The sequence below is a fragment of the Mesorhizobium sp. WSM1497 genome (assembly GCF_001672455.2).
Classification (GTDB): domain Bacteria; phylum Pseudomonadota; class Alphaproteobacteria; order Rhizobiales; family Rhizobiaceae; genus Mesorhizobium; species Mesorhizobium ciceri.
In genome coordinates this window covers 1,403,075-1,429,394 of sequence record NZ_CP021070.1, presented here as the reverse complement: position 1 = coordinate 1,429,394, position 26,320 = coordinate 1,403,075, and the positions used below count along the sequence as shown (strand labels likewise).

Below are 26,320 nucleotides of genomic sequence, written 5' to 3'. Positions count from 1 at the left end.
CCGGGCGATCTCGCACATGGAGCACCTCGAACTCGACGGCTTCGTCGCACGTTTCCGCAAAACGGCGGCTGAGGACGGTCCTCCCCGGTCAGTGATCCCACCGTTCTGACGGATTGTCCGGCGACGCCGCTGGGAAACCTGCGCCTTCGCGCGGCTCAGCCCCGGCCGTCGACACAGCTCACCACCCATCCTTAAAACAATAACTTTACAAATATTTGTATTTATGTGAAGTCATGACGATTGAAGGATCGACCATGACAGCCACTCGTTTCGCCACGCGCCTGAATTCCTTTGCCTCGCGGCCGCAGGCCGAATGGCCTGATCTTACCGGCAAGCCGTCGCTGCTGCAGATGGCGGCGCGCGCCGCCAAGGTCGGCGGGCTTACCGATCTCGACCTCAACTTTCCCGACCATGTCAGTGAAAAGCCTGCGGAAATCGCCCTCAAACTGAGCGATCTCGGACTTTCTATCAATGGCTTTGCCATGCGCTACTACTCCAACCCCGCCTTCAAGCTCGGCGCCTTCACCAATCCGGATCCGGCGGTGCGCCGCGAGGCCATCGACCTGACCAAAGCCGGCATCGATGCCGTGCGTGAGGCCGGCGCCAGCCTGATGACGCTGTGGCTCGGCCAGGATGGCTTCGACTACGCCTTCCAGGCCGACTATGTGACGCTTTGGCAACACGAAATCGATGGGATTCGTGAAGTAGCGGCGCATGATCCCGACTGTCAGATCAGCCTTGAGTACAAACCGAACGAACCACGCTCCTACAGCCTGATGCCGGATGCGGCGACGACCTTGCTGGCGATCCGCGATGTCGGCCTGCCCAATCTGGGCGTCACCCTCGATTTCGCCCATGTGCTCTATGCCGACGAACAGCCGGCCTTTGCCGCGGCCCTGGTGGCGCGCCACAGCAAGCTGCTCGGCGTGCATCTGAACGACGGCTACGCCAAGCGCGACGACGGCCTGATGGTCGGCGCGGTGCACACGCTGCAGACCATCGAGTTGCTCAGGCAGATTCGCCGTGACGGTTACGCCGGCGCCATCTATTTCGACACGTTCCCCGACATGACCGGGCTCGATCCGGTGCGCGAGTGCGAAGTCAACATCGCCACCGTCAAGCGCATGCTGCGCGTCGTCGACCGGCTGGGGCAGGACAATCGCCTGTCCGCCGCCATGGACAGCCAGGATGCGGTGACGTCGCAGGCCATCATCCAGGAAATCATGCTCGGGCCGGATAGCTGAGGCATGCGCACCATTATCGTTTTCAACAAGGGAGGAATACAATGAAACTTCTGCTTGCCACGGCTACCGCCGCACTGATGGCGCTGTCGATCGGCTCTGCCTTTTCGGCCGACCTCGCGCCGCTCAATTCCGACACGGAAAAGGACCGCATCGACTGGTCGCAGGTCGAGGCCAAATTCGGCGCGTTCCCCAAGCTGCCCGAAGGCACCAAGGCAGGCGCCGTCTCCAAGACGCTGACCAATGAATACTGGCGCTCGCTGGGCGAGGGCTACACGGCATTCGGCGCCAAGGTCGGCGTTCCCGTCGTCTATCAGGCAGCGCAAAGCGAGGGCGACCAGCTCGGCCAGCTCACCATTGCCGAAGGCCTGGTGACGCAGGGCTACAACGTGCTGCTCGTCTCGCCGCAGACGGATGCCAATCTGCAGCCGATCATGGAGCAAGCCAAGGCCGCCAACGTGCCGGTGGTCAACGTCAATGACGCCGTGATCCCGCAGGCCGAACATTATGTCGGCAATGTCCAGCGCGACAATGGCGTGCGCGTCGCCAAATGGTTCATCAAGAACCGTCCGGATGGCGGCAAGGTCGCCATCGTCGAAGGCCAGGCTGGCGTCTATGCCGCCGTGCAGCGCACCGACGGCTTCAAGTCGACCATCACCGAGGCAGGCAAGTTCGAGGTCGTCGCCAGCGTTCCCGGCAACTGGGACCGCCAGACCTCCTATGATGCGGCCACCAACATCCTGCAGCAGCACCCCGACCTGATCGGCTTTTATGCCAACAATGACGGCATGGCGCTCGGCATCGTCGAGGCAGTCAAGGCCGCCGGCCTGCAGGACAAGGTTGCGGTCTTCGGCACCGACGGAATTTCCGACGCCTATGCCTCCATACGGGCCGGCGAACTGACCGGCACGGTCGACAGTTTCCCGGTGCTGACCGGCGAAGTGGCGTTGGAAACTGCTCTGCGTCTCGTCGCGGGACAGAAGCTGCCCCGCGTCGTCGCCACGCCCCAGGCACTGATCACCAAGGACAATGCCGACCGCTATTCCGGCGCCGGCGCGCGCAAGGCACTGCTCGAGGACGCGGCTGCGGGCCAGTAAGGCCAATCGGCGAGTGCCGGCCAGAGCAATTCGCTCCCGCCGGCACCGTTGCCCGGAGATAGAACCCAATGTCACCCCGGCTGCAATTCCAGGGCATTTCCAAGCTGTTTCCGGCCGTGCGGGCGCTTGACGGCGTGTCGTTCTCGGTAGGTGCCGGTGAAATCCACGGCCTGCTCGGGGAAAATGGCGCCGGCAAGTCGACGCTGCTGCGCATCCTGTCTGGCGTCCACACGCCGACAGCGGGAAGCGTCCTCATCGACGGCAAGCCGGTTACACTCGCCAACCCGGTCGCCGCACGCGCTGCGGGCGTCGCCATGATCCATCAGGAATTGCAGCAGGTACCACGCCTTAGCGTCGCCCAGAACATGTTCCTAGGCCATCCGCTGACGCGCGGCGCCATCTTCGTCGCTCGGCGCGAACAGGAGCGCCGTGCTGCGGAGGCTCTTGCGGCCATCGATCCCTCCATCGATCCGGCTGCACCCCTCGGTACCCTGAAGGTGGCGCAGCGGCAGATTGTCGAGATCGCCCGCGCGCTGCTCGATCGCGCCCGCATCGTTGCCATGGACGAGCCGACATCGAGCCTGACGCCGAGCGAATTCGAACGGCTGGCGCAAGTCATCACCGGCCTCGCCCGCGACGGCGTCGCCGTCGTCTATGTCTCGCACAAGCTGGACGAGGTGTTCGGCATCTGCCGGCGCGCCACCATCATGCGCGATGGCGTCGTCGTCGATTCCGTCGATCTGAACGACCTGTCGGAGAAAGCGGTCGTGGCGATGATGGTCGGCCGCGAACTGGCGCAGGAGCAGCATAATTCCCATGCCACGAACAAGGTCATGCTGAGCGCGCGTGGCCTCTCCTCGGCGACGAAGGTGCGCAACGTGTCGTTCGATCTGCATCGCGGCGAGGTGCTGGGCATTGCCGGCCTGGTCGGTTCCGGCCGCACTGAACTGCTGCGGCTCTTGGCCGGCGCCGATCGCGCCACGGCCGGGACGATTGCAATCGACGGCAAGGCGGCACGGTTCTTCAGCCCGCGTGACGCGATTGCCGCCGGCGTCGGACTGGTGCCGGAGGAGCGCAAACGCGAAGGCATCGTGCCGCTGCGCTCGATCACCAGCAATATGGCACTGGCCTCGATGGCCGTGTTCGCGCCGCGCGGCCTCATCGATCACGCCAGGTTGAAACAGGTGGCGGCCGAGAAGATGAGCCGCGTCAATCTGCGCCCATTCCTGCTCGACCGGCCGATCCGCCTGTTCAGCGGCGGCAACCAGCAGAAGGCGATCATCGGCCGCTGGCTGGCGGCGGGAACACGCATCCTCTTGTTCGACGAGCCGACGCGCGGCATCGATGTCGGCGCCAAGGCGGAGATCTATCATCTGATCGAGGAACTCGCCGCCGAGGGCCATGCGGTGGTCGTCGTCTCCTCCGAACTGCCCGAGGTGATCCGGCTTGCCGACCGCGTGTTGGTCATGCGCGACGGCACCATCGCCGCCGAACTCGATAGGGCAAATCTCTCAGAACAGGCGATCGCGGCGCACGCCATCCCGCAAACGCAAACGCCGGCCGCACAGCCGGCAAGGCAGTAGGTGACGGATATGTCGGATGCCACTCTGGTGCGGCCCCAAGCCGAATTCCTGCGCGGTGTTTCCATGCGCGACGCCGGCACGCTGATCGGGCTTGTCGTGATCCTGGCCGTGTTCGGCGCGCTGGTGCCCGGCTTCTTCGCCGAGCGCAACCTGATCAACATCCTGCAGCAGTCGAGCATCAATGCCTGTCTGGCGCTGGGCATGACGCTGGTCATCATCTCCGGCGGCATCGACCTGTCGGTCGGGCCGACGGCGGCACTCTCGGCCGTCATCTCGGCCTCTATGATGGCCGCCGGCGTGCCGTTTCCGCTGGCCATCGCCGCCGGCTTCGCCATTGGTCTTGCCTGCGGCCTCGTCAACGGCGTGCTCGTCGCCCATGTTGGGCTGCAGCCCTTCATCGTCACGTTGGGAACGCTCAGCACCTATCGGGCACTGGCGCTGATCTACACCGGCGGCAATCCGGTCCTCGGCCTGCCCCCAGGCTTTCGCGCCGTCTTCAACGGTTCGCTGTTCGGACTGCCTCTGGCGGTCGTCATCGTCGCCTGCGTGGCTGTCGTCGCCTGGGTCGTTTTGAAGAAGACGCCCTTCGGCGAATATCTGCTCGCCGTCGGCGGCAACGAGGAGGCGGCCTACATCGCCGGCGTGCCGATTGCCCGCACCAAGATCGCCGCCTACATGATCTCAGGCCTGCTGGCGGCGCTTGCCGCGCAGATCCTGATCGGCCGGTTGGGCGCCGCCGAACCCATCCTCGGCAATCTCTGGGAGCTCGACGCCATCGCGGCTGCCGCCATCGGCGGCGCCTCGCTGATGGGCGGCAAGGGCAGCGTCGTCGGCACCATCCTGGGCGCCGTCATCCTCGGTGCCATGCGCAACGGTTTGACGCTGATGAACGTCCAGTCCTTCTATCAGCTTCTGGCAACTGGTCTTATAATCCTCGCCGCGATGCTTATCGATCGCGTGACGAGGGGGCGTGGATGACCTTGAGCGGGCTGGACCTGAAAGCGGTAGGACCGCGCATCCGCATGATGATGCCGCATCTCACTCCCTTGGAGGCGAAGGTGGTGGAAACCGTCTTCGGCCGGCGCGGCTTCGACGAGAGCATTCCGCTGAAGCAGATCGCCGAGGAATCCGGCGTGTCCGAGGCGATGGTGGTCAAGATCGCCAAGAAGCTCGGCTTTTCCGGCTATCGCGATTTCCGCACCGCCGTCTACGAATACAGTCGCCTGCCGACCGCCGAGATGCACCAGGAACTGTCATCCGACGACAGTTCGGCCGAGATCGTGCAAAAAGTGTTCCGCACCTCCATCCAGGCGCTGGAGGAGACGCTGGCGATCCTCGACATCGAGGATTTCGACCGCGCCGCCGAGCTGCTCTTCCGTGCCAAGAACCGGGATTTCTATGGCGTCGGCGGCTCGGCGCAGATCGCGCGCGACGTTTCGCACAAATTCCTGCGCATCGGCATCCGCGCATCCGTCTACGACGATTCGCACATGATGCTGATGTCGGCCTCGCTGCTCGGCGGCGACGACATCGCCGTCGGCTTCTCGCATTCGGGCAACACGTCGGCCGTTATCGACGCCATCCAGTTGGCTCGCAAGAACGGTGCCCGCACGCTGGCCATCACCAATTACGACAACTCGCCCCTGGCCGCCGTCGCCGATATCGTTCTGTGCTCGACCGCGCAGGGCTCGCCGCTGATGGGCGAGAACGCAGCGGCCCGCATTGCCCAGCTCAACATTCTCGACGCGTTGTTCGTCGCGGTGGCGCAGCGCGACTATCAGGCGGCGGAGCGCAATCTCGGCCGCACCATGTCGGCGGTGACATCGAAACGAAAAGACCGGGGCTCATGACGACAACGCCGCTGGTCACCGTGTTCGGCAGCCTGCATTACGACATTATGGTCGACGCGCCCGACCGCCCGCGCAAGGGCGAGACGGTGACCGGCCATGCCTGGCACCCCAAATGCGGTGGCAAGGGCGGCAACCAGGCCGTCTCGGCGGCGCGGGCCGGTGTGTATGCGGCGATGATCGGCGCCGTCGGCGACGATGATTTCGGGCGGGCGTTGCTGGCCAATCTCGATCGCGCCAAGGTCGACCGCCGCTTCGTGCGGGTGGCCGCTGGCGCCGGCTCCGGCATGAGCGTGGCGATCTTCGACCAAGGCGGCGACTATGGCGCGGTGATCGTCTCGGGCAGCAATCTGACACTGGGCCATGCCGACAGTGCCTCTGCTTCCGATGTGGTGGGACAGACGGCGGTGCTCCTGCTGCAGAACGAAGTGCCGGAAGCCGCCAACATTGCCGCCGCACGCGCAGTCAAGGCACGGGGCGGTCGCGTCGTGCTCAACGCGGCCCCCGCGCGCAAACTCTCCGAGGAGTTGATCGCCCTGGTCGACATATTGGTGGTCAACGCGATCGAGGCGGAATTCCTGGCTGGCACAGCAGTGGTCGAGACACTCGACGGGGCCGCGCAAGCCGCACGGCTATTGGCCGATCTCTATCCCGTGGCGATCGTCACGGCGGGCGGCGAAGGCGTCGCCTGTTGCGACCGGAGCGGCGAGGCCTTTGCGCTGTCCGCCATCCCGGTCAAGGTCGCCAGCACGCATGGCGCCGGCGATGAATTCGTTGGCGCGCTGGCCGCGGGACTTGCCCGTGGGCAGACCATGCGGGCGGCCATCACCGCCGCCAACGCGGCTTCGGCCTTGCTGGTCTCGACGCCAGAGGCCGAGCGCGACGGCATCTGACCGGCTGGTTTCCGTCTTGCCAGACCGCAGCAGCGGCCGCCTATCCTTGCGGCCTCGTGCGAATTCCGCTAAGGCGCGCCTTTGTCGCCGGGGAACACGGACTTGGACGATCAACGCGCCGACGTCGCCATCATCATGGGCAGCCAGTCCGACTGGGCGACGATGCGCCATGCCGCCGAAACGCTGGAAGCACTTGGCATCCCGCACAAGCGGCTCATCATCTCCGCGCACCGCACACCGGACCGGCTCTATGATTTCGCCAAGGGCGCCAAGGCGGCCGGTTACCAGGTGATCATCGCCGGCGCCGGCGGTGCAGCACACCTGCCCGGCATGACGGCGGCGATGACGCCATTGCCGGTGTTCGGCGTGCCGGTGGAATCGAAAGCGCTTTCCGGGCAGGATTCGCTGCTGTCCATCGTCCAGATGCCAGCCGGCATTCCCGTTGGAACGCTGGCCATAGGCAAGGCTGGAGCCGCCAACGCAGCCCTTTTGGCCGCCGCCGTGCTGGCCCTGAACGACGACAGCCTTGCCGTCCGTCTGGATGCCTGGCGCGCCGCGCAGACTGCCAAGGTCGCGGCTGAACCGACGGATACGCCGTGAGCCTGCCCGCCGGATCGACCATCGGTATCATTGGCGGCGGCCAGCTCGGCCGCATGCTGGCTGTTGCTGCCGCCCGCCTCGGCTACCGCACCGTGGTGCTGGAGCCGCAAGCGGATTGCCCGGCCGCACAGGTCGCCAACCGGCAGATAACAGCCGCCTATGACGACCCGGCCGCCCTTGCCGAACTGGCAGCGTCGAGTTCCGTCATCACCTACGAGTTCGAGAACGTCCCGGTCGCGGCGGCCAGCGCGCTGGCGGCCAAGGTTCCGGTCTATCCGCCGGCGCGTGCGCTGGAAGTGGCGCAGGACCGGGTGGACGAAAAAACATTCCTCAACGGCATCGGCATTGCCACCGCCGATTTCCACGCCGTCGACAATGATGACGAGCTGGCGGCGGCGCTGAAAGCATTCGACGGCAGCGGCATCCTGAAGACCCGGCGCATGGGATATGACGGCAAGGGCCAGCGCGTCTTCCGAAACATGGAAGCCGGCGGTTTTGCCGGCACATGCGAGGCGATGGGCAATGTGCCGCTGATTCTGGAGTCCTTCGTGCCGTTCGAGCGCGAGATATCGGTGATCGCGGCGCGTGGGCTGGACGGTGCGGTTGTCGCCTACGATCCAGCCGAGAATATCCATCGCAACGGCATTCTCCACACATCGACCTTGCCGGCCGCCATTATGCCGGAGACGGCGCAAGCAGCCCGAACGGCCGCATCGAAGATCCTTGCGGCGCTCGACTATGTCGGTATCATCGGCGTCGAGTTCTTTGTGCTGGCCGATGGCTCGCTGCTGGCCAACGAGATCGCGCCGCGCGTGCACAATTCCGGCCATTGGACGGAAGCCGCCTGTGTCGTTTCGCAGTTCGAGCAGCATATCCGCGCCATCGCCGGCCTGCCGCTCGGCGGCCCGGACCGCCATTCCGACTGCGTGATGGAAAACCTGATCGGCGACGATGTGATACGCGTCCCGGAGCTTCTCGCCGAGCCCGATCTGATGCTGCATCTCTACGGCAAGGCCGAAGCGCGGCCCGGCCGCAAGATGGGTCATTTCACTCGGATCAGACGTCGCGCCTCATAAGGTTGCCTACTGCGCGTCGTCGCTCTCGTCCTGCCCTGTATTGGCGCAACTCCCATCGCCTTCCTCGCAATTGGCCGCGGCAGCAAGCTGCTTGACGCGGTCATTGGTCAATCTGGTCAGGCATTGCGAAACTTCCATCGAATGGATCGATCCGCCTTCGCTGGCGGCGGTGGAATGCGCGCACTCGGCATCGCGAAAAGTGATCCAGGCACGTTGCGCCACCTGCAGCAATCTCTTGCCGTTGGCATCGTCCGAGCTGGTGAGGTTCTGATAGGCCGTGTTGAGCCTGGCGTCGGCCGCCTGGTAGTCCTCGCCGGCACAGATGTTCATCATTTGCTGGCTGTCGTCGCTGCGGTCGCATTCCTGCGCGCGCGCAACCGAAGCTGCCGCCAGCAGGACAAGGCAGGCGGCCAGGAACATCCGGCGCATAGTCGTCTCCAAATCATTTCACGGCGAACCGCATCATCCCAGCCGGCCCAGGGCCGCGCAATGCCGCAAGGCAGACATGGCGGATAATTGATGACAGGGATGATTCACAGCCGCTATGGAGCACGCTTGCGGTTGACAGGGACAAGGCTCCTCGTTTATGAGCCACCCACAGTTCAAAGGCGCGTCTTCTGGCGCGCCTTAAAATTTCGACCCAACCGGGTCCACACCGACAGGCAAGACCATGAAGATCAAGAATTCGCTCAAGGCGCTGAAGGCGCGTCACCGCGACAACCAGCTGGTTCGCCGCAAGGGCCGCATCTACATCATCAACAAGACCGCCCCGCGCTACAAGGCACGTCAGGGCTGAGTTTTCGGGCAGGAGGCTGTCGCCTCCGCCCATTTGATGCTTGTCGCCGTCTGCCGGCCTTTTCACGCCAAATTCAGTTTGACGTTCTCTCGCCCGGGACTAGAGTCCGGCGATGCGGATTCTTTTTGCATTTTTGACATCTCTGCTTGTTTCCGGCGTCATTTATGGCCCGGCATGGGCGGATGGTGCTGTCGCGCCGCCGTCCACTCAGGATGCGCCGCCCGCCGCAACGACGAAACAAGCCCGCCTCGATCAGCTGTTCAGCGACTTGAAACGCGAACGCAACGAAAAGGCGGCTGAGCGCATCGCCGGCAACATCTGGAGCGAGTGGTCGCAATCCGGCAGCGCCTCGATCGACCTGATGATGCAATGGTCGCAAAAAGCCGTCGAGGGCCAGAAGTTCGACGTCGCGCTCGATTTCCTCGACCAGGTGGTGACTTTGCAGCCGACTTATGCCGAAGGCTGGAACCGACGTGCCACCGTCCATTTTATGATGAAGAACTACGGCAAGTCGATGTCCGACATCGACCATACGCTGCAGCTCGAGCCGCGCCATTTCGGTGCGCTGTCCGGCCTAGCGCAGATCTTGGCGCTGACCGGCCACAAGCAATCGGCGCTCGAGGCTTGGCAAAAGGTCCTGGCCATCTATCCGATGATGCGCAGCGCCCAGGACCAGGTCGGCACGATTTCGGAGGAACTTGCCGGTGAAGGCATTTGATTGCTCTAGGGGAGTAAGGGAATAGGGCAGTAAGACCGTAGGGGCAGATTGCACCCGCGGAACACACCCTACTCGCCTACTCCCCTACTCCCCTACTCCCCTACTCCCCTACTCCCCTACAACTTACCCCCCTCCACCTCCGTATCTTCCCCCATGAACCTGATCTACGCCGCCCTTGCCTTCCTGATGGCGCTTGTCTTCGGCTTTGTCGGCGTCACCCGGGTCGGCTCATGGCTGATCGAGCGCCGCAATCCGCCGATCGGCGAGTTCGCCGACATCGACGGCGCCCGCATCCACTATGTCCATGTTCCGGCACCCGCCAACGCCGAGCTGCCGCCGATCGTCTTCATCCACGGCGCCAGCGCCAATCTCAGGGACCAGATGCTGCCGCTGCGTCCCTTGCTCGAAGGCCGCGCCGAAATGCTGTTCTTCGACCGGCCAGGCCACGGCTGGTCGGGTCGCGGCACCAACAACGAGAACCCGTCGGCGCAGGCCAACACCATTGCCGCATTGATGGACCATCTCGGCATCAGGAAGGCTGTCGTCGTCGGCCATTCCTTCGGCGGCGTGGTGACATCGGCCTTTGGCCGCGAGCATCCAGACAAGACAGTTGGACTGGTCTTCCTCGCACCGGCGACCCATCCATGGCCGGGCGGCGCAACCGCCTGGTACTACGATCTGACCACCATGCCGGTGCTCGGCTGGCTGTTTTCCGAAACGCTGACCTATCCGGCCGGTACACTGCAGATGGCCGACGCCACCACCTGCGTTTTCTCGCCCAACAAGGTGCCGGACAATTATCTCGGAATGGCCTCTATCCCGCTGGTGCTGCGACCAAAAGCCTTTCGCGCCAACGCCACCGATGTCGCCGGGCTCTATCGCTATGCCCTCGACGCCGCACCGCGCTACAACGAGATCAAGGCGCCAACCGTGGTCATTTCAGGCGATCGCGACAAGGTGGTCTATGCACATATCCATTCGGTCGGTCTGGCGCGCGACATAGCCGGTGCCGAACTCGTCTGGGTGCACAATCTCGGTCACAAGCCAGACTGGATCGCGCCCGACCTGACCGTCGGCGCCATCGAGAAGGTCGCCGGCAAGAATATAGACCTGCAGGCGATGGCCAGGACCGTGGAGGCGCGCATCGCCGGCGACGCCTACGGCGCCGGCAGATGCGCCGATATCAAGGTACCGCAGGCCGAACTCGCGCCGACCTAAAGCGGGTCGCCCGAACCGTTCAGAGCCGACACGCTTTAGGAATCTAGCGGCTGACTTGTGTGTCCGACCCGATATAGGCGATGCGCAGCATGTTGGTTGAACCCGGTGTCCGCAGCGGTACGCCCGCGGTGATGATGACGCGGTCGCCCGGCTTGCCGAAGCCTTCGTCGAAGGCGATGCGGCAGGCGCGGTTGACCATGTCGTCGAGGTCGACGGCGTCGGGCGAGACAACGCAATGCGTGCCCCACAAAAGCGACAGCCGCCGCGCCGTGTTGAGGATCGGCGACAGCGCGATAACAGGCACTTGCGGCCGCTCGCGGGCGGCGCGCAGGCCCGTGGTGCCTGATGCGGTGTAGGTGATGATCGCCGACAGCTTCAGCGTTTCGGCGATCTCGCGCGCGGCCAGCGAAATGGCGTCGGCGCCGGTCGCTTCCGGCTCGGAGCGCTGGGCGTTGATGATGCCGGCATAGGTCGGATCGGTCTCGACCTTGGTGGCGATACGGTTCATCATTGCCACGGCCTCGACGGGATAGGCACCCGCCGCCGATTCCGCCGACAGCATGATGGCATCGGCGCCTTCGAAGACGGCGATCGAAACATCGGACACCTCGGCGCGGGTCGGCACCGGTGCCGTGATCATCGATTCCAGCATCTGCGTTGCAACCACCACCGGCTTGCCGGCGCGGCGTGCGGCGCGCGTGATCTGCTTCTGGATACCGGGCACCGCCTCGAGCGGCATCTCGACGCCGAGATCGCCGCGGGCGACCATCAGCGCGTCGGACAGTTCGATGATTTCGGCCAGCCGGGCGACAGCCTGCGGCTTCTCGATCTTGGCCATGATCAGCGCCCGGCCGCGTGCGATCTTGCGCGCTTCGGCCAGATCCTCCGGCCGTTGCACGAAGGACAGCGCCACCCAGTCGACGCCTGTGGCCAGCACGGCATCGAGGTCCTTGCGGTCCTTCTCGGTCAACGCGCCGACCGGCAGGTCGGTGTCAGGCAGGCTGACGCCCTTCTTGTCGGAAATCGTGGTGCCGGCGACGACGGTGCAGACGATCGACTTGCCGTCGCTCTTCACCGCCTTCAGCTCGAGCTTGCCATCGTCGATCAGCAGGCGATGGCCGGCTTCGACCGAGCTCAGGATTTCCGGATGCGGCAGATAGACCCTGGTCGAAGTGCCGGGCTCGGGATTGTCGTCGAGCGTGAAGGTCTGGCCTTGCGTCAGCACTTCCTTGCCGTTGGCGAACTTGCCGACGCGCAGCTTTGGCCCTTGCAGATCGGCGAGGATGCCGATCGGCCTGCCAACGGCTTCCTCGACAGCGCGGATGCGTCCGACCAGCGTGCGCATCAGTTCATGGTCGGTATGGCTCATATTGATGCGGAACACATCGGCGCCCGCTTCGAACAGTTTCTTCAGCATCTCCTCCGAGGAGGAGGCAGGACCGATGGTGGCTAGGATCTTGACCTTGCGGCTACGTCTCATTGATTGTTTGTTCCCGGGGTGGCTGGAGCGCCTCCCGTTGTGGACTCATCGGTCAGCTGGACCATCCAGCTTGCCTGTTCGCCCGTGTCATATTCCTGGAATCCGGCGCGCTGAAAGCCCCGGGCGACGCAGTCGGTTACGCCTGCGATCTTGAACTCTTTTTCAGCCACGCACATGTTGATCGGGCCGTCCCAGCGTCCACCGCGTTCGGCGTCTTCTGCATAAAGATAGTAAAACCTTGATGACAGCGGCCCTTCGATCAGCGTCTTGCAGCTCGATCCCTCGATGTGCCACCAGCCTTCGGTGATCCAGCCGGCCTTGGCGCGATAGCCAATGCCGACGCCAACCAGGTTCTGCGTGGCGTTGCAGACGCGGAAATCGGCACGCGCCGGCGAAGCCACGACCATGGCCGACAGGCCGATGGCAAGAGTGAGGAGCGGCATGGCAAAGGCAGAGCGCATGCGCTGCCCGCCGGCGGAACTCATCCGAAAACCCCTCAAAAACCACATCAGCATCTCTCTGCGCCCCTTTTCGGAAAAGTCCGGGCGCATGTCAACGCACCGTTTTGTCCAATTCCAATCGATTTAGAAAGGCTCCGGCGCACAATTCGCCGACTTGTGCCAGATTTCCCGGGAAACCTTGGCCAAACAACGGCATTGCGCAAGCGTCGTCTTCGTGGAATGACGATAGCATCCTCCCCGGAAGCCAGCGAACAGACCATTTCCCGCCAATGACCCGATCCACAGTTTTCGCGCCTTTCGACATCATCGAGGGCGACCGCAAGCGAGGCATCGTGCTGTTGGGCGATCATGCCCGTCGCGACCTGCCCGACGACTATGGCAGCCTCGGCCTGCCCTCAGCGGAGTTCGACCGCCACATCGCCTATGACATCGGCGTCGAGGGCGTGACGCGCGAACTGGCTGCCCTGCTCGGCGTACCAGCGGTGCTCGCCAATTTTTCGCGGCTGCTGATCGATCCCAATCGCGGCGAAGACGACCCGACGCTCATTCGCCAGCTTTATGACGGCACTGTCGTACCTGGGAACTACCCCATCGCTGCCGAGGAGCGCGAGAGGCGGCTCGACGGGTTCTACCGGCCCTATCACGACGCCGTCAGCGCCATGATCGCCTCGGTCGCACAGGCTTCCGCCCAGGCGCCCTTCATCTTCTCGGTGCATTCCTTCACCCCGGCCATGCAAGGAATCCAGCGTCCTTGGCACGTCGGCATCCTGTGGGACCTCGACGACCGCGTGGCGCGGCCGTTGATAGACATGCTGGCGCAGGACAGGAACCTCGTCGTCGGCGACAACGAACCCTATGACGGCGCGCTGCGCGGCGACACCATGTACAAGCACGCCATCGTCAACGGCTTCGCCCATGCGCTGATCGAGATCCGACAGGATTTGATATCGGACCAGAAGGGCGCGCTCGCCTGGGCCGAACGGCTGGCGCCGATCGTTGACGCCATCGACCGCCGTCCCGATATACATGTGGTGAAGATGTTCGGCTCGCGCACCGGGCCGCTATGACGGAGGTTTCGATGACCGAACTCAGCGACGAGCAGCAACGCGATTTCGAGGCGGCCGCCTTCCGCCGGCTGGTCGAGCATCTGCGCGAACGCAACGACGTGCAGAACATCGACCTGATGAACCTCGCCGGCTTCTGCCGCAACTGCCTGTCGAACTGGTATCGCGAGGCGGCCAATGCCGAGGGCGTCGATCTCACCAAGGATCAGTCGCGCGAGATCGTCTACGGCATGCCCTATGCGCAATGGCAGGCGCTCAACCAGACCGAGGCCTCCGACGCCAAGAAGGCCGAATTCGAGGCAAGGCGCCCCAAGGACCATTAAGGCCGGCGATCACTCAAGGCTGTGTTTGGCTCAAAAAATGCTTCCCGAAAGAGCCTTGACTGAAAATTGAATCGATCTAATTTGCCGCGCGAAGCCATTTCTTGCGGGATTCGCCTCATGAACGCGTCAACTGCCAAGCTGACTGCCATTCGCGGACGATGGGCGCTCGCGGCCATTTTCCTCGCCAACGGCTTTCTGACGGGCAGCTGGGCGCCGCAGATTCCGGTGTTCCTGACCCGGCTGGAGATTTCGAAGTTCACGCTCGGTCTGCTGATTCTCTTGTTTGGGGTCGGCGCCGTCGTCGCGATGACCTGGTGTGGCCATTTGATCTCCAGACATGGTTCGCGCACCGTACTGCGTTGGTTCGCGCTGTGCGGCAGCCTCGGTCTCATGGTCGTGGCGCTGGCGCCCGACGTACCCTTGGCGGCCGTTGCCATGATCATCTTCGGCGGCTCGATCGGTGGCATGGACGTTGCCATGAATGCCAACGCCGTGGTGGTCGAACGGCGGCTATCCCGCGCCGTCATGTCGTCTTCGCACGGCTTCTGGAGTCTCGGCGGTTTTGCCGGTGGCGGCCTCGGCGGCTTTGCCATCCAGCATTACGGCCACCTCGTCCACGCGGCGGCGGTAACGGCGTTTGCCTTCGCGGTGATCGCGGTGGCCGTTCGCCATCTCCTCGCCGAAGACAGACCGCAGGCGGCCGAGCACCACAAATTCGCACTGCCGGCAAACCCGCTGGTTTATCTGATCGGGCTGATGGCGTTGCTGGCGATGATCTCGGAAGGCGCCGTGCTCGACTGGGCAGCCCTGTATCTGCGCCAGGAGCTCGGCGCCGATCTCGCCGTCGCCGGCCTCGCCTACGCCGGATTTTCAGGCGTCATGGCGGTTACGCGGTTCTTCGGCGACGGCATACGCAATCGCTTCGGCGCGGTGACGACGCTACGCGCGTCGGCCCTCGTAGCCGCGGTCGGCATGCTGGTGGCTGGCCTGGCGCCCTCGCCCTGGCTCGCCATTGCAGCCTTTGCCTTTTGCGGCTTCGGCATCGCCAATATGGTGCCGATCATCTTTTCGGCCGGCGGCAACCAGGAAGGCATGTCTTCCGGCACCGGCATGAGCGTGGTCACAACGATCGGATACTGCGGCATACTGGTGGCGCCGTCGGCGATCGGCTTCGTTGCCGAGCATTCCAGCTTCGGCCCGATCTTCATCACCATGTCGGGACTGCTGATCATCGTGTTGCTGATGGCCGGGCTCGCTCACCGCGCCGAATTCGCGCCAGCACCCGCCGAATAGCGTTTCAGCTCCTCGTGAAGGAAATCCACCACACGGCGGATGCGCACGCTGGTACGCACGTCGCGATGCATCGCCAGCCACACCGGCAGAACTGGCAGCGGCAGGTCAGGCAGCACCTTCTCAATCAAAGGATCCCTGTCGGCCAGCGGCTCCTGGCCAAGACCAATGCCGTTTCCCGCCCGCACCGCTTCCCACAAAACAATCTGGTTGTCGGCCCTGAAGCGGAAGCTGCTCCGGGTGACGGGGATGCCGTGCCGGGTAAAACCCCTGATGATCTCGTCGCCGCGGTCGAAGCCGACCAGATCGTGGTCGACAAGATCGGCAGGCTTCAGCGGACGGCCGCGCCTGTCGAGATAGGATTTGGCCGCGCAGGCGCAGAGCTCGATGTCGCAGACCTTGCGTGCCATCAGCTCGTTCTGCGCCGGCTTGACCATGCGGATGGCGATGTCGGCATCTCGACGCAGCAGGTTCTCAACCTGATTGGAAGCGACGATCTCGACCTCGATGCCGGGCTCCTCGATCCCCAGCCGCATCGTCATCTCAGGCAGGACATAGGCCGCCACGACCTCGCTGGCGGCGATACGCACCGTGCCTTCGATAGCCTCAACCGAACCCAGTGCCAGGAGTGAGAAGGCGCTTGCCTGCTCGCTGACCGCCTTGCCGCGTTCGAACAGCGTGCTGCCGGCCTCCGTCAGTTCGTAGCCGTGCCGTCCTCGACGGAACAGCGTGACGCCCAGCGCCTGTTCCAACTCGCCGATGTGACGGCCAAGCGTCGGCTGGCTGGCCGAAAGCTTTCGCGCGGCAGCCGACAGGCTGCCGGATTCCGCCACGGTGACAAAGCTCTTGATCAGGTTCCAGTCGATTTCTGCCATTCATTTATGAATATCAGAACGCCATCTGTAGTCAATTTCCATTCGCATTCGGAGCGACCATATTCCAGCTGCAGACACCAACACGGACTGCAAACACCAACCAGGAGAACTCAGATGACCAAGATCGCTCTCACCACCGCCGCTATCCTCATTTCCATCAGCGCCGCTTTTGCCGGCAGCGACAAGTTTGGTTCGAACGACGCCAGCCAGCCGGCTGTCACCAGCACCGACAACACGACCACCGCTTCGATTCACAACCCCGATGCGGCCATCCGGAAGCCGGTCACACAGGGCAGCAACCGCGATCTCTTCGGCAGCCGCTGATCCCGATCGCGCCTGTCGCTGATCCCGATCGCGCTTGCCGCTGATCTCGATCGCGCTGTCGCTGATATCGATCGCCCGACCGACCACCTAAATCCCAACCAGGAGTGCTTCCAATGACCAAGATCGCAATTCTCGGTGCCGGTGGCCGGCTCGGCCGCGTGGTCGCCAAGGCCTTCATCGACGCGGGCTACGAGGTCCGCGCCGTCACCCGCAACGGCAAGGTGCCGGCCGAACTCAAAGGCGCCACAGCCGTTGCCGGTGACGCTCTCGACCGCGAGGCCCTCATCCGCGCCACGCAAGGTGTCGATATCGTCTTCAACGGCCTCAACCCGATCTACACCGACTGGGGCAAATGCCTGCCGATGGCGCAGAATGTCATGGCCGCCTGCCATGCGAACGGCGCACTGCATCTCTTCCCCGGCACCGTTTACAATTACGGCTCGCCGATGCCGGCGGTGATATCGGAAGACACACCCTTCCACCCGACCACGCAAAAGGGCCGCATCCGCTGCGCCATGGAGGAGTTGTTTCGTCGCGAGGCCGACGCGGGCCGCGTCCGCACCATTCTTCTGCGGGCCGGCGATTTCTTCGGCGGCACCGGCAGCGGATCATGGTTCGACCTGATCGTTGCCGCCAAGATCAACAAGGGTATCTACACCGCGCCTGGCCCGGTCGACCTCGTGCATGAATGGGCCTATCTGCCTGACTTCGCTATGGGCTTCGTCGCGCTGGCGCGCAATCTGGACAAGCTCGGCTTCTATGAAGCGCTGAACTTTCCGGGCCACGCGGTCACCGATCTGCAGATCAAGGCCGCTGCCGAGAAGGCTATTGGTCGCCCGCTCAAGATGACTTCGATGCCCTGGTGGGTGCTGCGCGCTGGCAGCCCGTTCGTGGCGATGTGGCGCGAGATCGTCTCCATGTCCTACCTGCGCTTCGAGCCGCATCAGCTGGCTTCGATACGGCTGGAAGGCATCGTCGGCGAGATCCCGCACACGCCGTTGGATCAGGCGGTTGCTGAAGCTCTTGGCGATATCGGCATTGCCACAGTGAATGGCGTTGCGAAAGCTGCCTGACTTCCGCGATCACGGGCGCCGCCACTCCGCACACTGAACAATCTCCCACGAGAGGGCGCCTCAGAGCCGTCCCATCAACAGCAACACCATGAGCACCACCAGCACGACGCCGACAATACCCGACGGCCCATAACCCCAGGAGCGCGAATGCGGCCAGGCCGGCACCGCGCCGATGAGGACAAGGATCAGGACGCTGATGACGATGGTGGTGATCGGCATGAGAAGCCCTCGCTTCGACGTTTCGCTCAGAGACAATGCAGAGGCCGCCCGGTTGTTCCGGGCGGCCTCTGCCGGTCAAATCGGCGATGGGGTCTATTCGGCGGCTTTCGGAAAGGCGATTTCCGGTTCGTCGCCTGCTTCCTGGCCAAGCCTGTCGGTCGGCGAAACCGTTCCCTTGCCGCGCCGGAACAGCCGGCGGAAAAACGCATAGAAGCGGCTGTTCTTGCTGCGCGTGAAAATCATCAGCATCGACGGCGTCACCACCAGCGTCAGCAAGGTGGCGAAGGACAGGCCGAAGACGATCGCCGAGGACAGCGAAATCCACCATTGCGTCGACGGCGCGTTGATCGTCGTCTCGTGATGGAAGATTTCCAGCCCAAGGCCGAAGGCGATCGGCAACACGCCGAGGATCGCCGACACGGCCGTCAGCACCACCGGCCGGGCGCGCTCGCGGCAGGTCTGCAGCACCGCGTCCATCTTGTCCCAGCCTTCTTCGCGCAGCCGGTCATAGGTGTCGATCAGCACGATGTTGTTGTTCACCACCACGCCGGCCAGAGCGATGACGCCAATGCCCGACATGACGATGCCGAAGGTCTCGCCTGTGATCAGCAGCCCCAGGAACACGCCAACCGTCGCCATGACCACGCAGGACAGCACCATCAGCACGCTGGTGAATTTGTTGAACTGCATCAGCAGCACCAGGAAGATCAGGAAGATCGCCGCCCCGAAGGCCTTGCCAAGGAAGGCGCTGGCCTCGGCGCTGTCTTCGTTCGAGCCGGCCAGCTTCCAACGTATGCCGCTGCCGAGATCCATCCCGGAGACAGCCTTGGTGACCTCCGCCTGCACGGCCGCGACCTGGGCGCCTGCGGCAACGTTTGCCTGGACGACCACCGTGCGCGCGCCGTCGATACGGTTGAGGATACCAACCGTCGGCTCCGGCTTGCGCACGACGAAATTCGAGATCGGCACCGAGCCTTGCGAGGTCTGCACCCTGAGCTCGTCGAGCGTCGACAGCGTGCGCCGGTCTTCCGGCAGACGCAGCCTGATGTCGACGGCGTCGTCGGCGCCGGCAGGCCGGTATTCCGAAAGCTTCAGCCCGTTGGTCACCAGTTGCACCACTGTGCCGACAGCGGTTGGGCTGATGCCATATTGCGCTGCCTTGGCACGGTCGACCTCGAGCGCCCAGTCGACGCCGGGCGGCGGGAGGCCGTCGGAAATGTCGATGACGCCAGGCACCTTGCCGATGCGTGCCGCAACCGCGCGCGCTTTGTCGTCGAGCCCCTTGGGGTCGACGGCCGAAAGCCTGATCTGGATCGGCTTGCCGGTCGGCGGACCGGCCTCCGGCACGCGCACCTCGACATCGACGCCGGGAATGCCGGCCATGACGCCGCGCAAATCGTTCAGGATCTGGTTCGCCGACTTGCGCTCGCGCCAATCTATGAATTCGTACTGGATGACGCCGACGACGTCTTCAGGGACATCCTGGCCGCCGCCTTGTGTCTTGCCGACGCGGGTGTAGACCGACTTGATGCCGGGCCAGCCGAGCATCCTGTTTTCGGCAATCTTGGTCGCCGTATCCATTTCGGCCAGCGAAAGGTTGCCGCGCGCGTGCACGTAGAGCAGGCCGTAGTCGGGCTCGACACTGGGGAAGAATTCAACACCGGCGCCATATTTCGAATAGGCAAAGCCGACGCCGAACAGCAGAGCGACCGTCAGCAAAACCACCGTAATCGGAAACCGCACCGCCTGCTTGACGATCGCCATGTACCAGCCGTCGCGATTATCATCCTCATGATGCTCCGGCGCCTTGGCGAAGATCGCCCCCAGCGTCGGCGCGAACACCAGCGCATAGAGCATCGAGGCCGATAGCGTCACGATCAGGGTGATCGGCATGTACTTCATGAAGTCGCCGATGATGCCCGGCCAGAACAGCAGTGGCGAGAAGGCGGCTATGCGCGTCATCGTCGCGGCAATGACCGGACCGGCCATGCGCTTGGCGGCCAATGCGAAGGCTTCCGCCTTCGGCATGCCCTCGCTCATCCGCCGTTCGGCGAACTCGGTGACGATGATGGCATCGTCGACCAGCATGCCGACAGCCAGGATCAGGCTGAACAGCACGATCATGTTGATCGTGTAGCCCATCATCGCCAGCAGCAGGATGCCGATCAGGAAAGACGACGGAATGGCCAGGCCGATCAGCAGCGAGGCACGACCCGACAGCGCGTAGAGGATGACGATGAACACCAGGATGACGGCGATCATGACGTGGTTCTGCAGATCGCCGAGCAACTGGTTGACGAAGACCGACTTGTCCTGCGTGTAGGTGACGTTCATGCCTTGCGGCATCGTCTTGACATAGGCGTCGGACACCTCCCTCACCTTGGCGAGCGTGTCGATCAGATTGGCGCCGATGCGCTTCTTGACTTCGATGGCGATGGCCGGCTTGCCATTGAGGCGCGTGATCGTCGTGGCATCGGCGAAGGTCGAGCGGATCGTCGCGATGTCCTTGGCCTGCACCACGGCATTGGGGCCGGCGACCACGGGCAAGGCCGCCACGTCCTCGGGCGTCTCGATCAGTGACGGCACCTTGACGGCGTATTTGCCTTCCGAGCCTTCGATATTGCCGGCGGCGACCAGACTGTTGGAGGCCCCGACAGCGCCGATCAGCTGATCGAGTTGCAACCCGTAGGACGACAGTTTCATCGGATCGATGACGACTTCGACAAGATCGTCGCGCGTACCCTGCAACGAGCCCTCCAGAACGCCTGGCACTTCCTGGATACGGTCGCGCAGTTCGCGCGCGGCGGCGGTCAGCACGCGTTCGGGCAATTCGCCCGACAGGGTGACGACGAGGACGGGGAATTCGGAGATGTTGACTTCGGTAACGACCGGCTCTTCGGCCGCCTGCGGCAGGTCGGCCTTGCCGTCCTGGACCTTGGAGCGCGTGTCCTGCAAGGCCGTCGCCAGATTTGTCTGCGGCTGGAACTCGACCAGCACATAGCCGCCGCCCTGGAAGGCGGCCGAGCGCATTTCCTTGAGGCCTTTCAGGCTCTTCAGCTTGCTTTCCATCGGCCGCAGCAGAAGGCGCTCCGAATCCTCCGGCGAAATGCCCTGATAGATCAGGCTGATATACATCATCGGAATCGGAACGTCGGGCTCGGCTTCCTTCGGCGTCGACTGATAGGCGACCCAGCCGGCGAGCAGAAGGAAGACGAGGACCGAAATGGTCAGGCGGGCATTGTTGATTGCGAGTCTGACGATATCCATGGCTAACGCCTGTTCTTGAATTTCACGAGCTGCGTCGCAGCCAAGTGTCCCCGCCCGGGGTCTGTCCGCCGTACCCCATGCTACTGCGTGCCGGCGGTCGCTTCGCCCAGCAGTTTCTGGATGGTTGCCTGGTCGGCTTCGACCGGCTTGACCTCATCGCCTTCCTTCACCAGTTCCTGGCCGGCAACGATGATGCGCGCATCGGCAGGGATGCCGCCAAGCACCAAGCCGGTCGGCGTGTCGTCGACGAGGTCGATGGGGAAGAACGCAACCTTGTTGTCCTTGCCGACGGCACGGATGCCGAGGTCGCCCTTGTCGCCGAGCGTCACCACCGAGCGCGGCAGCAGCACCGCATCGGTCGGCAGCGCGCTGAGTGCGATTTCCGCCGTCATGCCGGCCGGCACGGAGCCGTCGGCATTGGGGACGGCAACCTCGACGCGGAAGGTGCGGGTCGCCGAAGAGGCGTCGCGGCTGATGTAGCGCACGGTGCCTTCGACGGTCTGGCCGCTGACCAGCCGTATGGTGGCCTTGTCCCCGAGTTTCAGGTAGCCGAGATCGCGCTCGCTGACTTCGCCGCGGGCAATCACCGGATCGAGCTTGAGGATGGTTGCCACCTCGCCGCCCTGCATGATGGAACTGCCAAGTTCCACCGGCACCCGGTCGATAACGCCGTCGAAGGGCGCCTTCACCTCGTTGCGGTCGAGTTCGGCCTGTGCCGTTTCCAGTTGCGACTGCGCCGAGGTCAGGTTCGAGCGCGCGGTGTCGAGCTGCAGCTTCGGCAGATTGCCGGTCTTCATCAGCCGCAAGGCTGCGTCCAACTCGGCCTGGCGCTGCACCACCAACTGCTTTGCATTGTCGACCATCGAGATCTTTTCTTCCGCCGCAAGCATCAGCACCAGATCCCCCGTCTTGACGTGATCGCCTTGCTTGACAGGCAGCTTGTCGATGACACCGGCGACGCGCGTCGCCAGCACCGCCCGCTTGTCGGCTTCGGTCAGCCCGGAAATGCGGATGGCGCGTGCATAGGTCTTGCGTGGCGGCGTCACCACCGCAACGGTGCGCAGCGGTGCCTTCGGCTCGGCTTCAGCCGTCTTCGGCTTGGCCGCGTCCGGCGCCTTGGCCTGTTCGGCTTCGGCTGCCTTGGCTTTGTTGGCGGCTACGCTGCCGACCGACGAAAACTCGCCTGTCGCCATCCACGCCGCGAAACCAATGAGCACAACAATGGCTGCAAGCTTGTGAAACCTGATTCTCGGCATCGTCGTTGTTTTCCACTGCGGGTTCGGCCAGCGTCCTCATAACGCGGGCGCGTCGCCGATATGGGTGCGCGCCAAGCCGTGTTCAATTTGCCGTGATCGGCGAAGCGCGCTTCTACATCAAAGTTGCACCGCAATATAGTCTGAAAGTTGCAAGATCATTGCCCCGGCGGACAAGATGCGCCCGCCGCGGCCCAGTCTTCGATCGCTTGATACGTCGCTTCGGCAGAGCCCGGAGCCGGTTCACGATCCGGCCCCGGCGCCCAGCCCCAGGCGACCAATCTGTCGTCGCGAACATGCAGCGCGATGTCCTTCAAGCTGCGGTTGCCATTGCGCAGGGGATCCTTGATCTGGGCGCAGATTTCGGCCGAGGATTTGCCAAACCAGGCCATCTCGGCCGGCGCCAGATGCCAGTTCTCGGCCCCGGGCGGCCCGTGCAATGCCTTGGAATTGCTGGAGAAATGGCAAGTCGTGCAGCGCAGGCCCGGATTGCCGAAGCCCGACCCGTCAGCACCGCGCTGGACATTGAAGGCGTGAACGCGCGTACCGCGATAGTGCGCACCCGACCATCGCGGCCGGTCGTCCGCGATGACAGTCGGCGCAGCGCGGATGCGAGAACACCGCATAGACCTTGTCCCATTCGGACAGGCCTTTCGCCGCGTCGACGGTCGCCGGCGCCGGCGTCTGGCTCTCTTGCGCAATTGCAAACGGCGCTGCGAGCACGAGCATGGCAGCAGGCGTCAGCATGATGAGGAGCTTCTTCATGCGAAGGCCACCGTTTTCGACAGCGGCAGCGTGCGGATGCGCTTTCCGGTGAGCGCGAAGATGGCGTTGGCGAGTGCTGGAGCCGCCGGCGGTGTGCCGATCTCGCCGACGCCGCCCATCTTGTGGAAATTTTCCAGGATGGCGACTTCGAAGACCGGGCACTGGAAGATCCGCATGGCATCGAAATCGTGGAAGTTCGACTGTTCGACCATGCCGTCGGCGAAGGTGATTTCCTGACCCATCGCCGCCGAAAGGCCGTAGATGGCGGCGGAAATCAACTGCGCCTCGATGATGCCGGGATCTAGCGCGGTGCCGACATCGGCGGCGATCCACACCTTCTCGATGCGGATGCCGGCCGGCGTGTCCGCCACCTGAACGATCTCGCCGACCCAACTGCCGAAGGACAGCGTGAAGGCCATGCCCTTGGCCTTGCCGGCGGGCAGCGCCTCGCCCCATTTCGCCATCGCGGCGACTTTCTCGACCACCTTCACCGCCGAGGGATAGGCGGCCATCAGTCTCTTGCGCATCTCGACCGGATCGATTTTTCCGGCGACCGCGATCTCGTCCATGAAGCCCTCATGGAAGAAGCCGTTGACCGAACTGCCGACCGAACGCCAGGAGCCGACAGGGATGGAGACCGGCGCCGCGATACCCCTGACCCGATAATTCGGGATGGTGTAGGGCTGGTCATAGGCGCCATCGACAATGGTCTTGTCGGGACCGAGCGGCGATACCGAGGGGAACAGCCGGCGCAGCGTACCGGCAATCACCGATGGCGAGGCCATCTTCATGTCGACCGCGATCGGCATGCCATCGTCACCGAGCCGCGCCTGGAACTTGCCGATAGCAGCCGGCCGATAGGCGTCGTGCCGCATGTCTTCTTCACGCGTCCACGTCACCTTGATCGGGCGTCCGCCCGTCTCCTTCGCCATCAGCGCGGCACACAGCGCGTAGTCCATCTCGACGCGCCGGCCGAAACCGCCGCCCATGAAGGTGGTGTGCACATTGATCTTGTCCTGCTCGATGCCGACCGCGTTGGCGCAAAGCTGCCGCACCAGGGTCGGCGCCTGGTTGCCGCACCAGATGTCGAGCGCACCGTCCCTGAACTGTGCCGTGGCGTTCATCGGCTCCATCGTCGCATGCGCCAGATAGGGTACGGCATAGTCTGCCTCGATGATGCTTTCGCGCGGCGCGTCGGCAAAGGCGGTTTCGACATCGCCATTGTCGCGCATCACCGACCCCTTGGTGGCAAGCGCCTGCTTCAGCACATCTGAAATGGCGGCGCTGCTGAGCGGATATTCAGGATCGGACCACTGGGCGTCGATCGCCTCGGCCGCCTTGAATGCTGCCCATGTATTATTCGCGATGATACCGAAGCCATGGCCGTAATTCGTCTCGAGCGGCACGATCTTGATCACCCCAGGCATTTTCTCGGCTTTGGAGAGGTCCGCCTTGACCGGCTTCGACCAGAAGCGCGGGCTCATCTTGACCGTGCCGTAGACCATCTCCGGCAGCCGGACATCGATGCCGAAGATCGGCGCCCCGGTGAGCTTTGCCAGCATGTCGATGCGCTTCTGCGGCTTTCCCAGCAGCTTCCAGTCGGCCCGGTCCTTGAGCCTGACTTCGGCCGGCGGCGCCATCGCGGCGGCAGCCGCGGCGACCGCGCCGTAGGTCAGCGATTTGCCCGACGCCTTGTGCAGGATCGAACCGTCGGCCGTTTCCAGATCGGCCGCCGCGACACCCAGTTTTTGCGCTGCCGCTGCGACCAGCATCTGCCGGGCAGCGGCACCCGCTTGCCGCATCTTGTCAAAACCGTCGCGTGTCGAAGCCGAACCGCCGGTGCCCTGCAGGGCAACGAATTTACCGACCACACCGAGACCGGAACGCACCGCCTGCGCGGTCATGCTTTCATCGAAGAAGGCGAACGGACCGCCCTCCTCGAGGATCGCGGCGTTGTAGTAGGCATGGGATGCCGGTCCATGCTCGACCATGACCCGGTCGAGCCCGACGTCGAGTTCCTCTGCGACCATGGCCGCAAGCGTCGTCGAAATGCCTTGCCCCATCTCGGCGCGCGGCGCGACGATGGTGATGGTGTTGTCGGCGCCGATTTTCACATAAGGGTTGAACGTCGCCTCGCCCTTGCCAAGCTCGGCCTCGAGCGGGTTCGGGAACGGCTTGCGATAATAGTAGTAGCCGACGGCAACGCCGCCAGCGACAGCGGCAGCGCCAATCAGAAACGTGCGGCGGGCGATCTTTCCGACGCTGGCCATGGTCAGAGCCCCGCCGTCTTGAGCGCCGCGGCCTTTTTGATGGCCGAGCGGATTTTGGGATAGGTGCCGCAGCGGCAGAGATTGCCGCCCATGGCGTTGTCGATGTCGGCATCGCTTGGGTCGGCGACTTCATCGAGCAGCGCCACCGCGCTCATGATCTGGCCGGCCTGGCAGTAGCCGCATTGCGCGACCTGTTCCTCCAGCCATGCCTGCTGCACCGGATGCAGTCCGCCTGCCGTGCCGATGCCTTCAATAGTCGTGACAGCGCCGCTGACCTGCCCAACTGGGAGTGAGCAGGAACGCGCCGGCTGACCGTTGACATGCACGGTGCAGGCGCCGCAGGCGGCGATGCCGCAGCCAAACTTTGGCCCGGTCTTGCCAATGAGATCGCGCAGTGCCCACAGCAGCGGCATGTCCGGATCGGCGTCGATATCGAATGACTGACCGTCGACGGTGAGGCGCATGGGGATACCCTTTGTTGTCGTCCACTGCCAAGGGCGAAGCGGCCTCCCGGCCGTTTCGCTCCGATACAGATTGACAAATTTCGTCATTTTGTCAATTAGGATTTTGCAGGATAGAATTGCTCG

The 26,320-nt window shown here is 63.9% G+C and carries 26 protein-coding genes; 16 read left to right on the top strand and 10 right to left on the bottom strand.

What is annotated here, in order from left to right; translation table 11 throughout:
* The first annotated feature begins 254 nt into the window (after positions 1–254).
* From A9K65_RS06985 to A9K65_RS06950, 8 genes are all read left to right on the top strand, one after another.
* Positions 255–1,244 (top strand): TIM barrel protein, encoded by a 990-nt coding sequence (locus tag A9K65_RS06985; protein WP_064993281.1) that lies wholly within the window; start codon positions 255–257, stop codon positions 1,242–1,244.
* A gap of 41 nt (positions 1,245–1,285) precedes the next feature.
* Positions 1,286–2,338, top strand: coding sequence for a substrate-binding domain-containing protein (locus A9K65_RS06980; RefSeq protein ID WP_024502965.1), 1,053 nt, complete (start codon positions 1,286–1,288; stop codon positions 2,336–2,338).
* A gap of 68 nt (positions 2,339–2,406) precedes the next feature.
* A complete protein-coding gene (locus A9K65_RS06975) occupies positions 2,407–3,921 on the top strand; it encodes a sugar ABC transporter ATP-binding protein (RefSeq protein ID WP_027162481.1) in 1,515 nt (504 codons plus the stop codon).
* A 9-nt stretch (positions 3,922–3,930) separates the two neighbouring features.
* The gene (locus A9K65_RS06970) at positions 3,931–4,899 is read left to right on the top strand and encodes an ABC transporter permease (protein ID WP_064993265.1); all 969 of its coding nucleotides are present in this window, start codon (positions 3,931–3,933) and stop codon (positions 4,897–4,899) included.
* Positions 4,896–5,771, top strand: a complete 876-nt coding sequence (locus A9K65_RS06965) for a MurR/RpiR family transcriptional regulator (protein WP_013529211.1) — start codon at positions 4,896–4,898, stop codon at positions 5,769–5,771. Before A9K65_RS06970 ends, A9K65_RS06965 begins: the two co-directional genes overlap by 4 nt.
* The gene (locus A9K65_RS06960) at positions 5,768–6,661 is read left to right on the top strand and encodes a ribokinase (RefSeq protein ID WP_064993266.1); all 894 of its coding nucleotides are present in this window, start codon (positions 5,768–5,770) and stop codon (positions 6,659–6,661) included. Before A9K65_RS06965 ends, A9K65_RS06960 begins: the two co-directional genes overlap by 4 nt.
* A 102-nt stretch (positions 6,662–6,763) precedes the next feature.
* Positions 6,764–7,261, top strand: a complete 498-nt coding sequence (gene purE, locus A9K65_RS06955; RefSeq protein WP_063169171.1) for a 5-(carboxyamino)imidazole ribonucleotide mutase — start codon at positions 6,764–6,766, stop codon at positions 7,259–7,261.
* Positions 7,258–8,337, top strand: coding sequence for a 5-(carboxyamino)imidazole ribonucleotide synthase (locus tag A9K65_RS06950; RefSeq protein ID WP_064993267.1), 1,080 nt, complete (start codon positions 7,258–7,260; stop codon positions 8,335–8,337). The genes purE and A9K65_RS06950 overlap by 4 nt, the downstream gene beginning before the upstream one ends.
* A 6-nt stretch (positions 8,338–8,343) precedes the next feature.
* On the opposite strand, the gene A9K65_RS06945 is transcribed toward A9K65_RS06950, so the two are convergent.
* Entirely contained in the window at positions 8,344–8,766 is a 423-nt protein-coding gene (locus tag A9K65_RS06945) for a lysozyme inhibitor LprI family protein (RefSeq protein WP_064993268.1), read from the bottom strand.
* A 241-nt stretch (positions 8,767–9,007) separates the two neighbouring features.
* Between A9K65_RS06945 and ykgO the strand changes: the two genes are divergently transcribed.
* The 3 genes from ykgO (at position 9,008) to A9K65_RS06930 (ending at position 11,069) form a co-directional block, all read left to right on the top strand.
* Complete coding sequence (gene ykgO, locus A9K65_RS06940) at positions 9,008–9,133, top strand: type B 50S ribosomal protein L36 (RefSeq protein WP_006203764.1); 126 nt, start codon at positions 9,008–9,010, stop codon at positions 9,131–9,133.
* 112 nt (positions 9,134–9,245) lie between these two features.
* The gene (locus tag A9K65_RS06935) at positions 9,246–9,851 is read left to right on the top strand and encodes a hypothetical protein (protein WP_064993269.1); all 606 of its coding nucleotides are present in this window, start codon (positions 9,246–9,248) and stop codon (positions 9,849–9,851) included.
* Positions 9,852–10,004: 153 nt separating this feature from the next.
* Positions 10,005–11,069 carry an alpha/beta hydrolase gene (locus tag A9K65_RS06930; protein ID WP_064993270.1) on the top strand — a complete coding sequence of 355 codons (1,065 nt, stop codon included), beginning with the start codon at positions 10,005–10,007 and terminating at the stop codon, positions 11,067–11,069.
* Positions 11,070–11,112: 43 nt separating this feature from the next.
* Here A9K65_RS06930 and pyk read toward each other — a convergent pair whose 3' ends face one another.
* Together pyk and A9K65_RS06920 are read right to left on the bottom strand one after the other, a co-directional pair.
* Entirely contained in the window at positions 11,113–12,549 is a 1,437-nt protein-coding gene (pyk, locus tag A9K65_RS06925; RefSeq protein ID WP_013529204.1) for a pyruvate kinase, read from the bottom strand.
* Positions 12,546–13,034, bottom strand: a complete 489-nt coding sequence (locus A9K65_RS06920) for a DUF1036 domain-containing protein (RefSeq protein ID WP_064993271.1) — start codon at positions 13,032–13,034, stop codon at positions 12,546–12,548. The genes pyk and A9K65_RS06920 overlap by 4 nt, the downstream gene beginning before the upstream one ends.
* Positions 13,035–13,279: 245 nt before the next feature.
* On the opposite strand from A9K65_RS06920, the gene A9K65_RS06915 reads away from it, so the two are divergent.
* The 3 genes from A9K65_RS06915 (at position 13,280) to A9K65_RS06905 (ending at position 15,690) form a co-directional block, all read left to right on the top strand.
* On the top strand, positions 13,280–14,077 hold the full coding sequence (locus tag A9K65_RS06915) for an N-formylglutamate amidohydrolase (protein WP_024502956.1): 798 nt from the start codon (positions 13,280–13,282) through the stop codon (positions 14,075–14,077).
* Positions 14,078–14,088: 11 nt separating this feature from the next.
* Positions 14,089–14,397 carry a DUF1244 domain-containing protein gene (locus A9K65_RS06910; RefSeq protein ID WP_013529201.1) on the top strand — a complete coding sequence of 103 codons (309 nt, stop codon included), beginning with the start codon at positions 14,089–14,091 and terminating at the stop codon, positions 14,395–14,397.
* A 117-nt stretch (positions 14,398–14,514) separates the two neighbouring features.
* Positions 14,515–15,690, top strand: a complete 1,176-nt coding sequence (locus A9K65_RS06905; protein WP_064993272.1) for an MFS transporter — start codon at positions 14,515–14,517, stop codon at positions 15,688–15,690.
* On the opposite strand, the gene A9K65_RS06900 is transcribed toward A9K65_RS06905, so the two are convergent.
* Positions 15,654–16,562, bottom strand: coding sequence for a LysR family transcriptional regulator (locus tag A9K65_RS06900; protein WP_064993273.1), 909 nt, complete (start codon positions 16,560–16,562; stop codon positions 15,654–15,656). The genes A9K65_RS06905 and A9K65_RS06900 overlap by 37 nt on opposite strands.
* Before the next feature lie 114 nt (positions 16,563–16,676).
* Here A9K65_RS06900 and A9K65_RS06895 point away from each other — a divergent pair, with 114 nt between their 5' ends.
* Positions 16,677–16,886 (top strand): DUF680 domain-containing protein, encoded by a 210-nt coding sequence (locus A9K65_RS06895; RefSeq protein ID WP_064993274.1) that lies wholly within the window; start codon positions 16,677–16,679, stop codon positions 16,884–16,886.
* Between the two features lie 113 nt (positions 16,887–16,999).
* Positions 17,000–17,959 carry an SDR family oxidoreductase gene (locus A9K65_RS06890; protein WP_064993275.1) on the top strand — a complete coding sequence of 320 codons (960 nt, stop codon included), beginning with the start codon at positions 17,000–17,002 and terminating at the stop codon, positions 17,957–17,959.
* A gap of 60 nt (positions 17,960–18,019) precedes the next feature.
* Here A9K65_RS06890 and A9K65_RS06885 read toward each other — a convergent pair whose 3' ends face one another.
* From A9K65_RS06885 to A9K65_RS06860, 6 genes are all read right to left on the bottom strand, one after another.
* On the bottom strand, positions 18,020–18,178 hold the full coding sequence (locus A9K65_RS06885) for a DUF3309 family protein (protein ID WP_064993276.1): 159 nt from the start codon (positions 18,176–18,178) through the stop codon (positions 18,020–18,022).
* Positions 18,179–18,271: 93 nt separating this feature from the next.
* Positions 18,272–21,445, bottom strand: a complete 3,174-nt coding sequence (locus tag A9K65_RS06880) for an efflux RND transporter permease subunit (RefSeq protein WP_086081292.1) — start codon at positions 21,443–21,445, stop codon at positions 18,272–18,274.
* 80 nt (positions 21,446–21,525) lie between these two features.
* On the bottom strand, positions 21,526–22,701 hold the full coding sequence (locus A9K65_RS06875) for an efflux RND transporter periplasmic adaptor subunit (protein WP_082827499.1): 1,176 nt from the start codon (positions 22,699–22,701) through the stop codon (positions 21,526–21,528).
* A 155-nt stretch (positions 22,702–22,856) separates the two neighbouring features.
* Positions 22,857–23,324 (bottom strand): hypothetical protein, encoded by a 468-nt coding sequence (locus A9K65_RS06870; protein WP_245321993.1) that lies wholly within the window; start codon positions 23,322–23,324, stop codon positions 22,857–22,859.
* Between the two features lie 135 nt (positions 23,325–23,459).
* Complete coding sequence (locus A9K65_RS06865; RefSeq protein ID WP_064995889.1) at positions 23,460–25,733, bottom strand: xanthine dehydrogenase family protein molybdopterin-binding subunit; 2,274 nt, start codon at positions 25,731–25,733, stop codon at positions 23,460–23,462.
* Between the two features lie 2 nt (positions 25,734–25,735).
* Entirely contained in the window at positions 25,736–26,197 is a 462-nt protein-coding gene (locus A9K65_RS06860) for a (2Fe-2S)-binding protein (RefSeq protein ID WP_064995890.1), read from the bottom strand.
* Positions 26,198–26,320 lie beyond the last annotated feature (123 nt).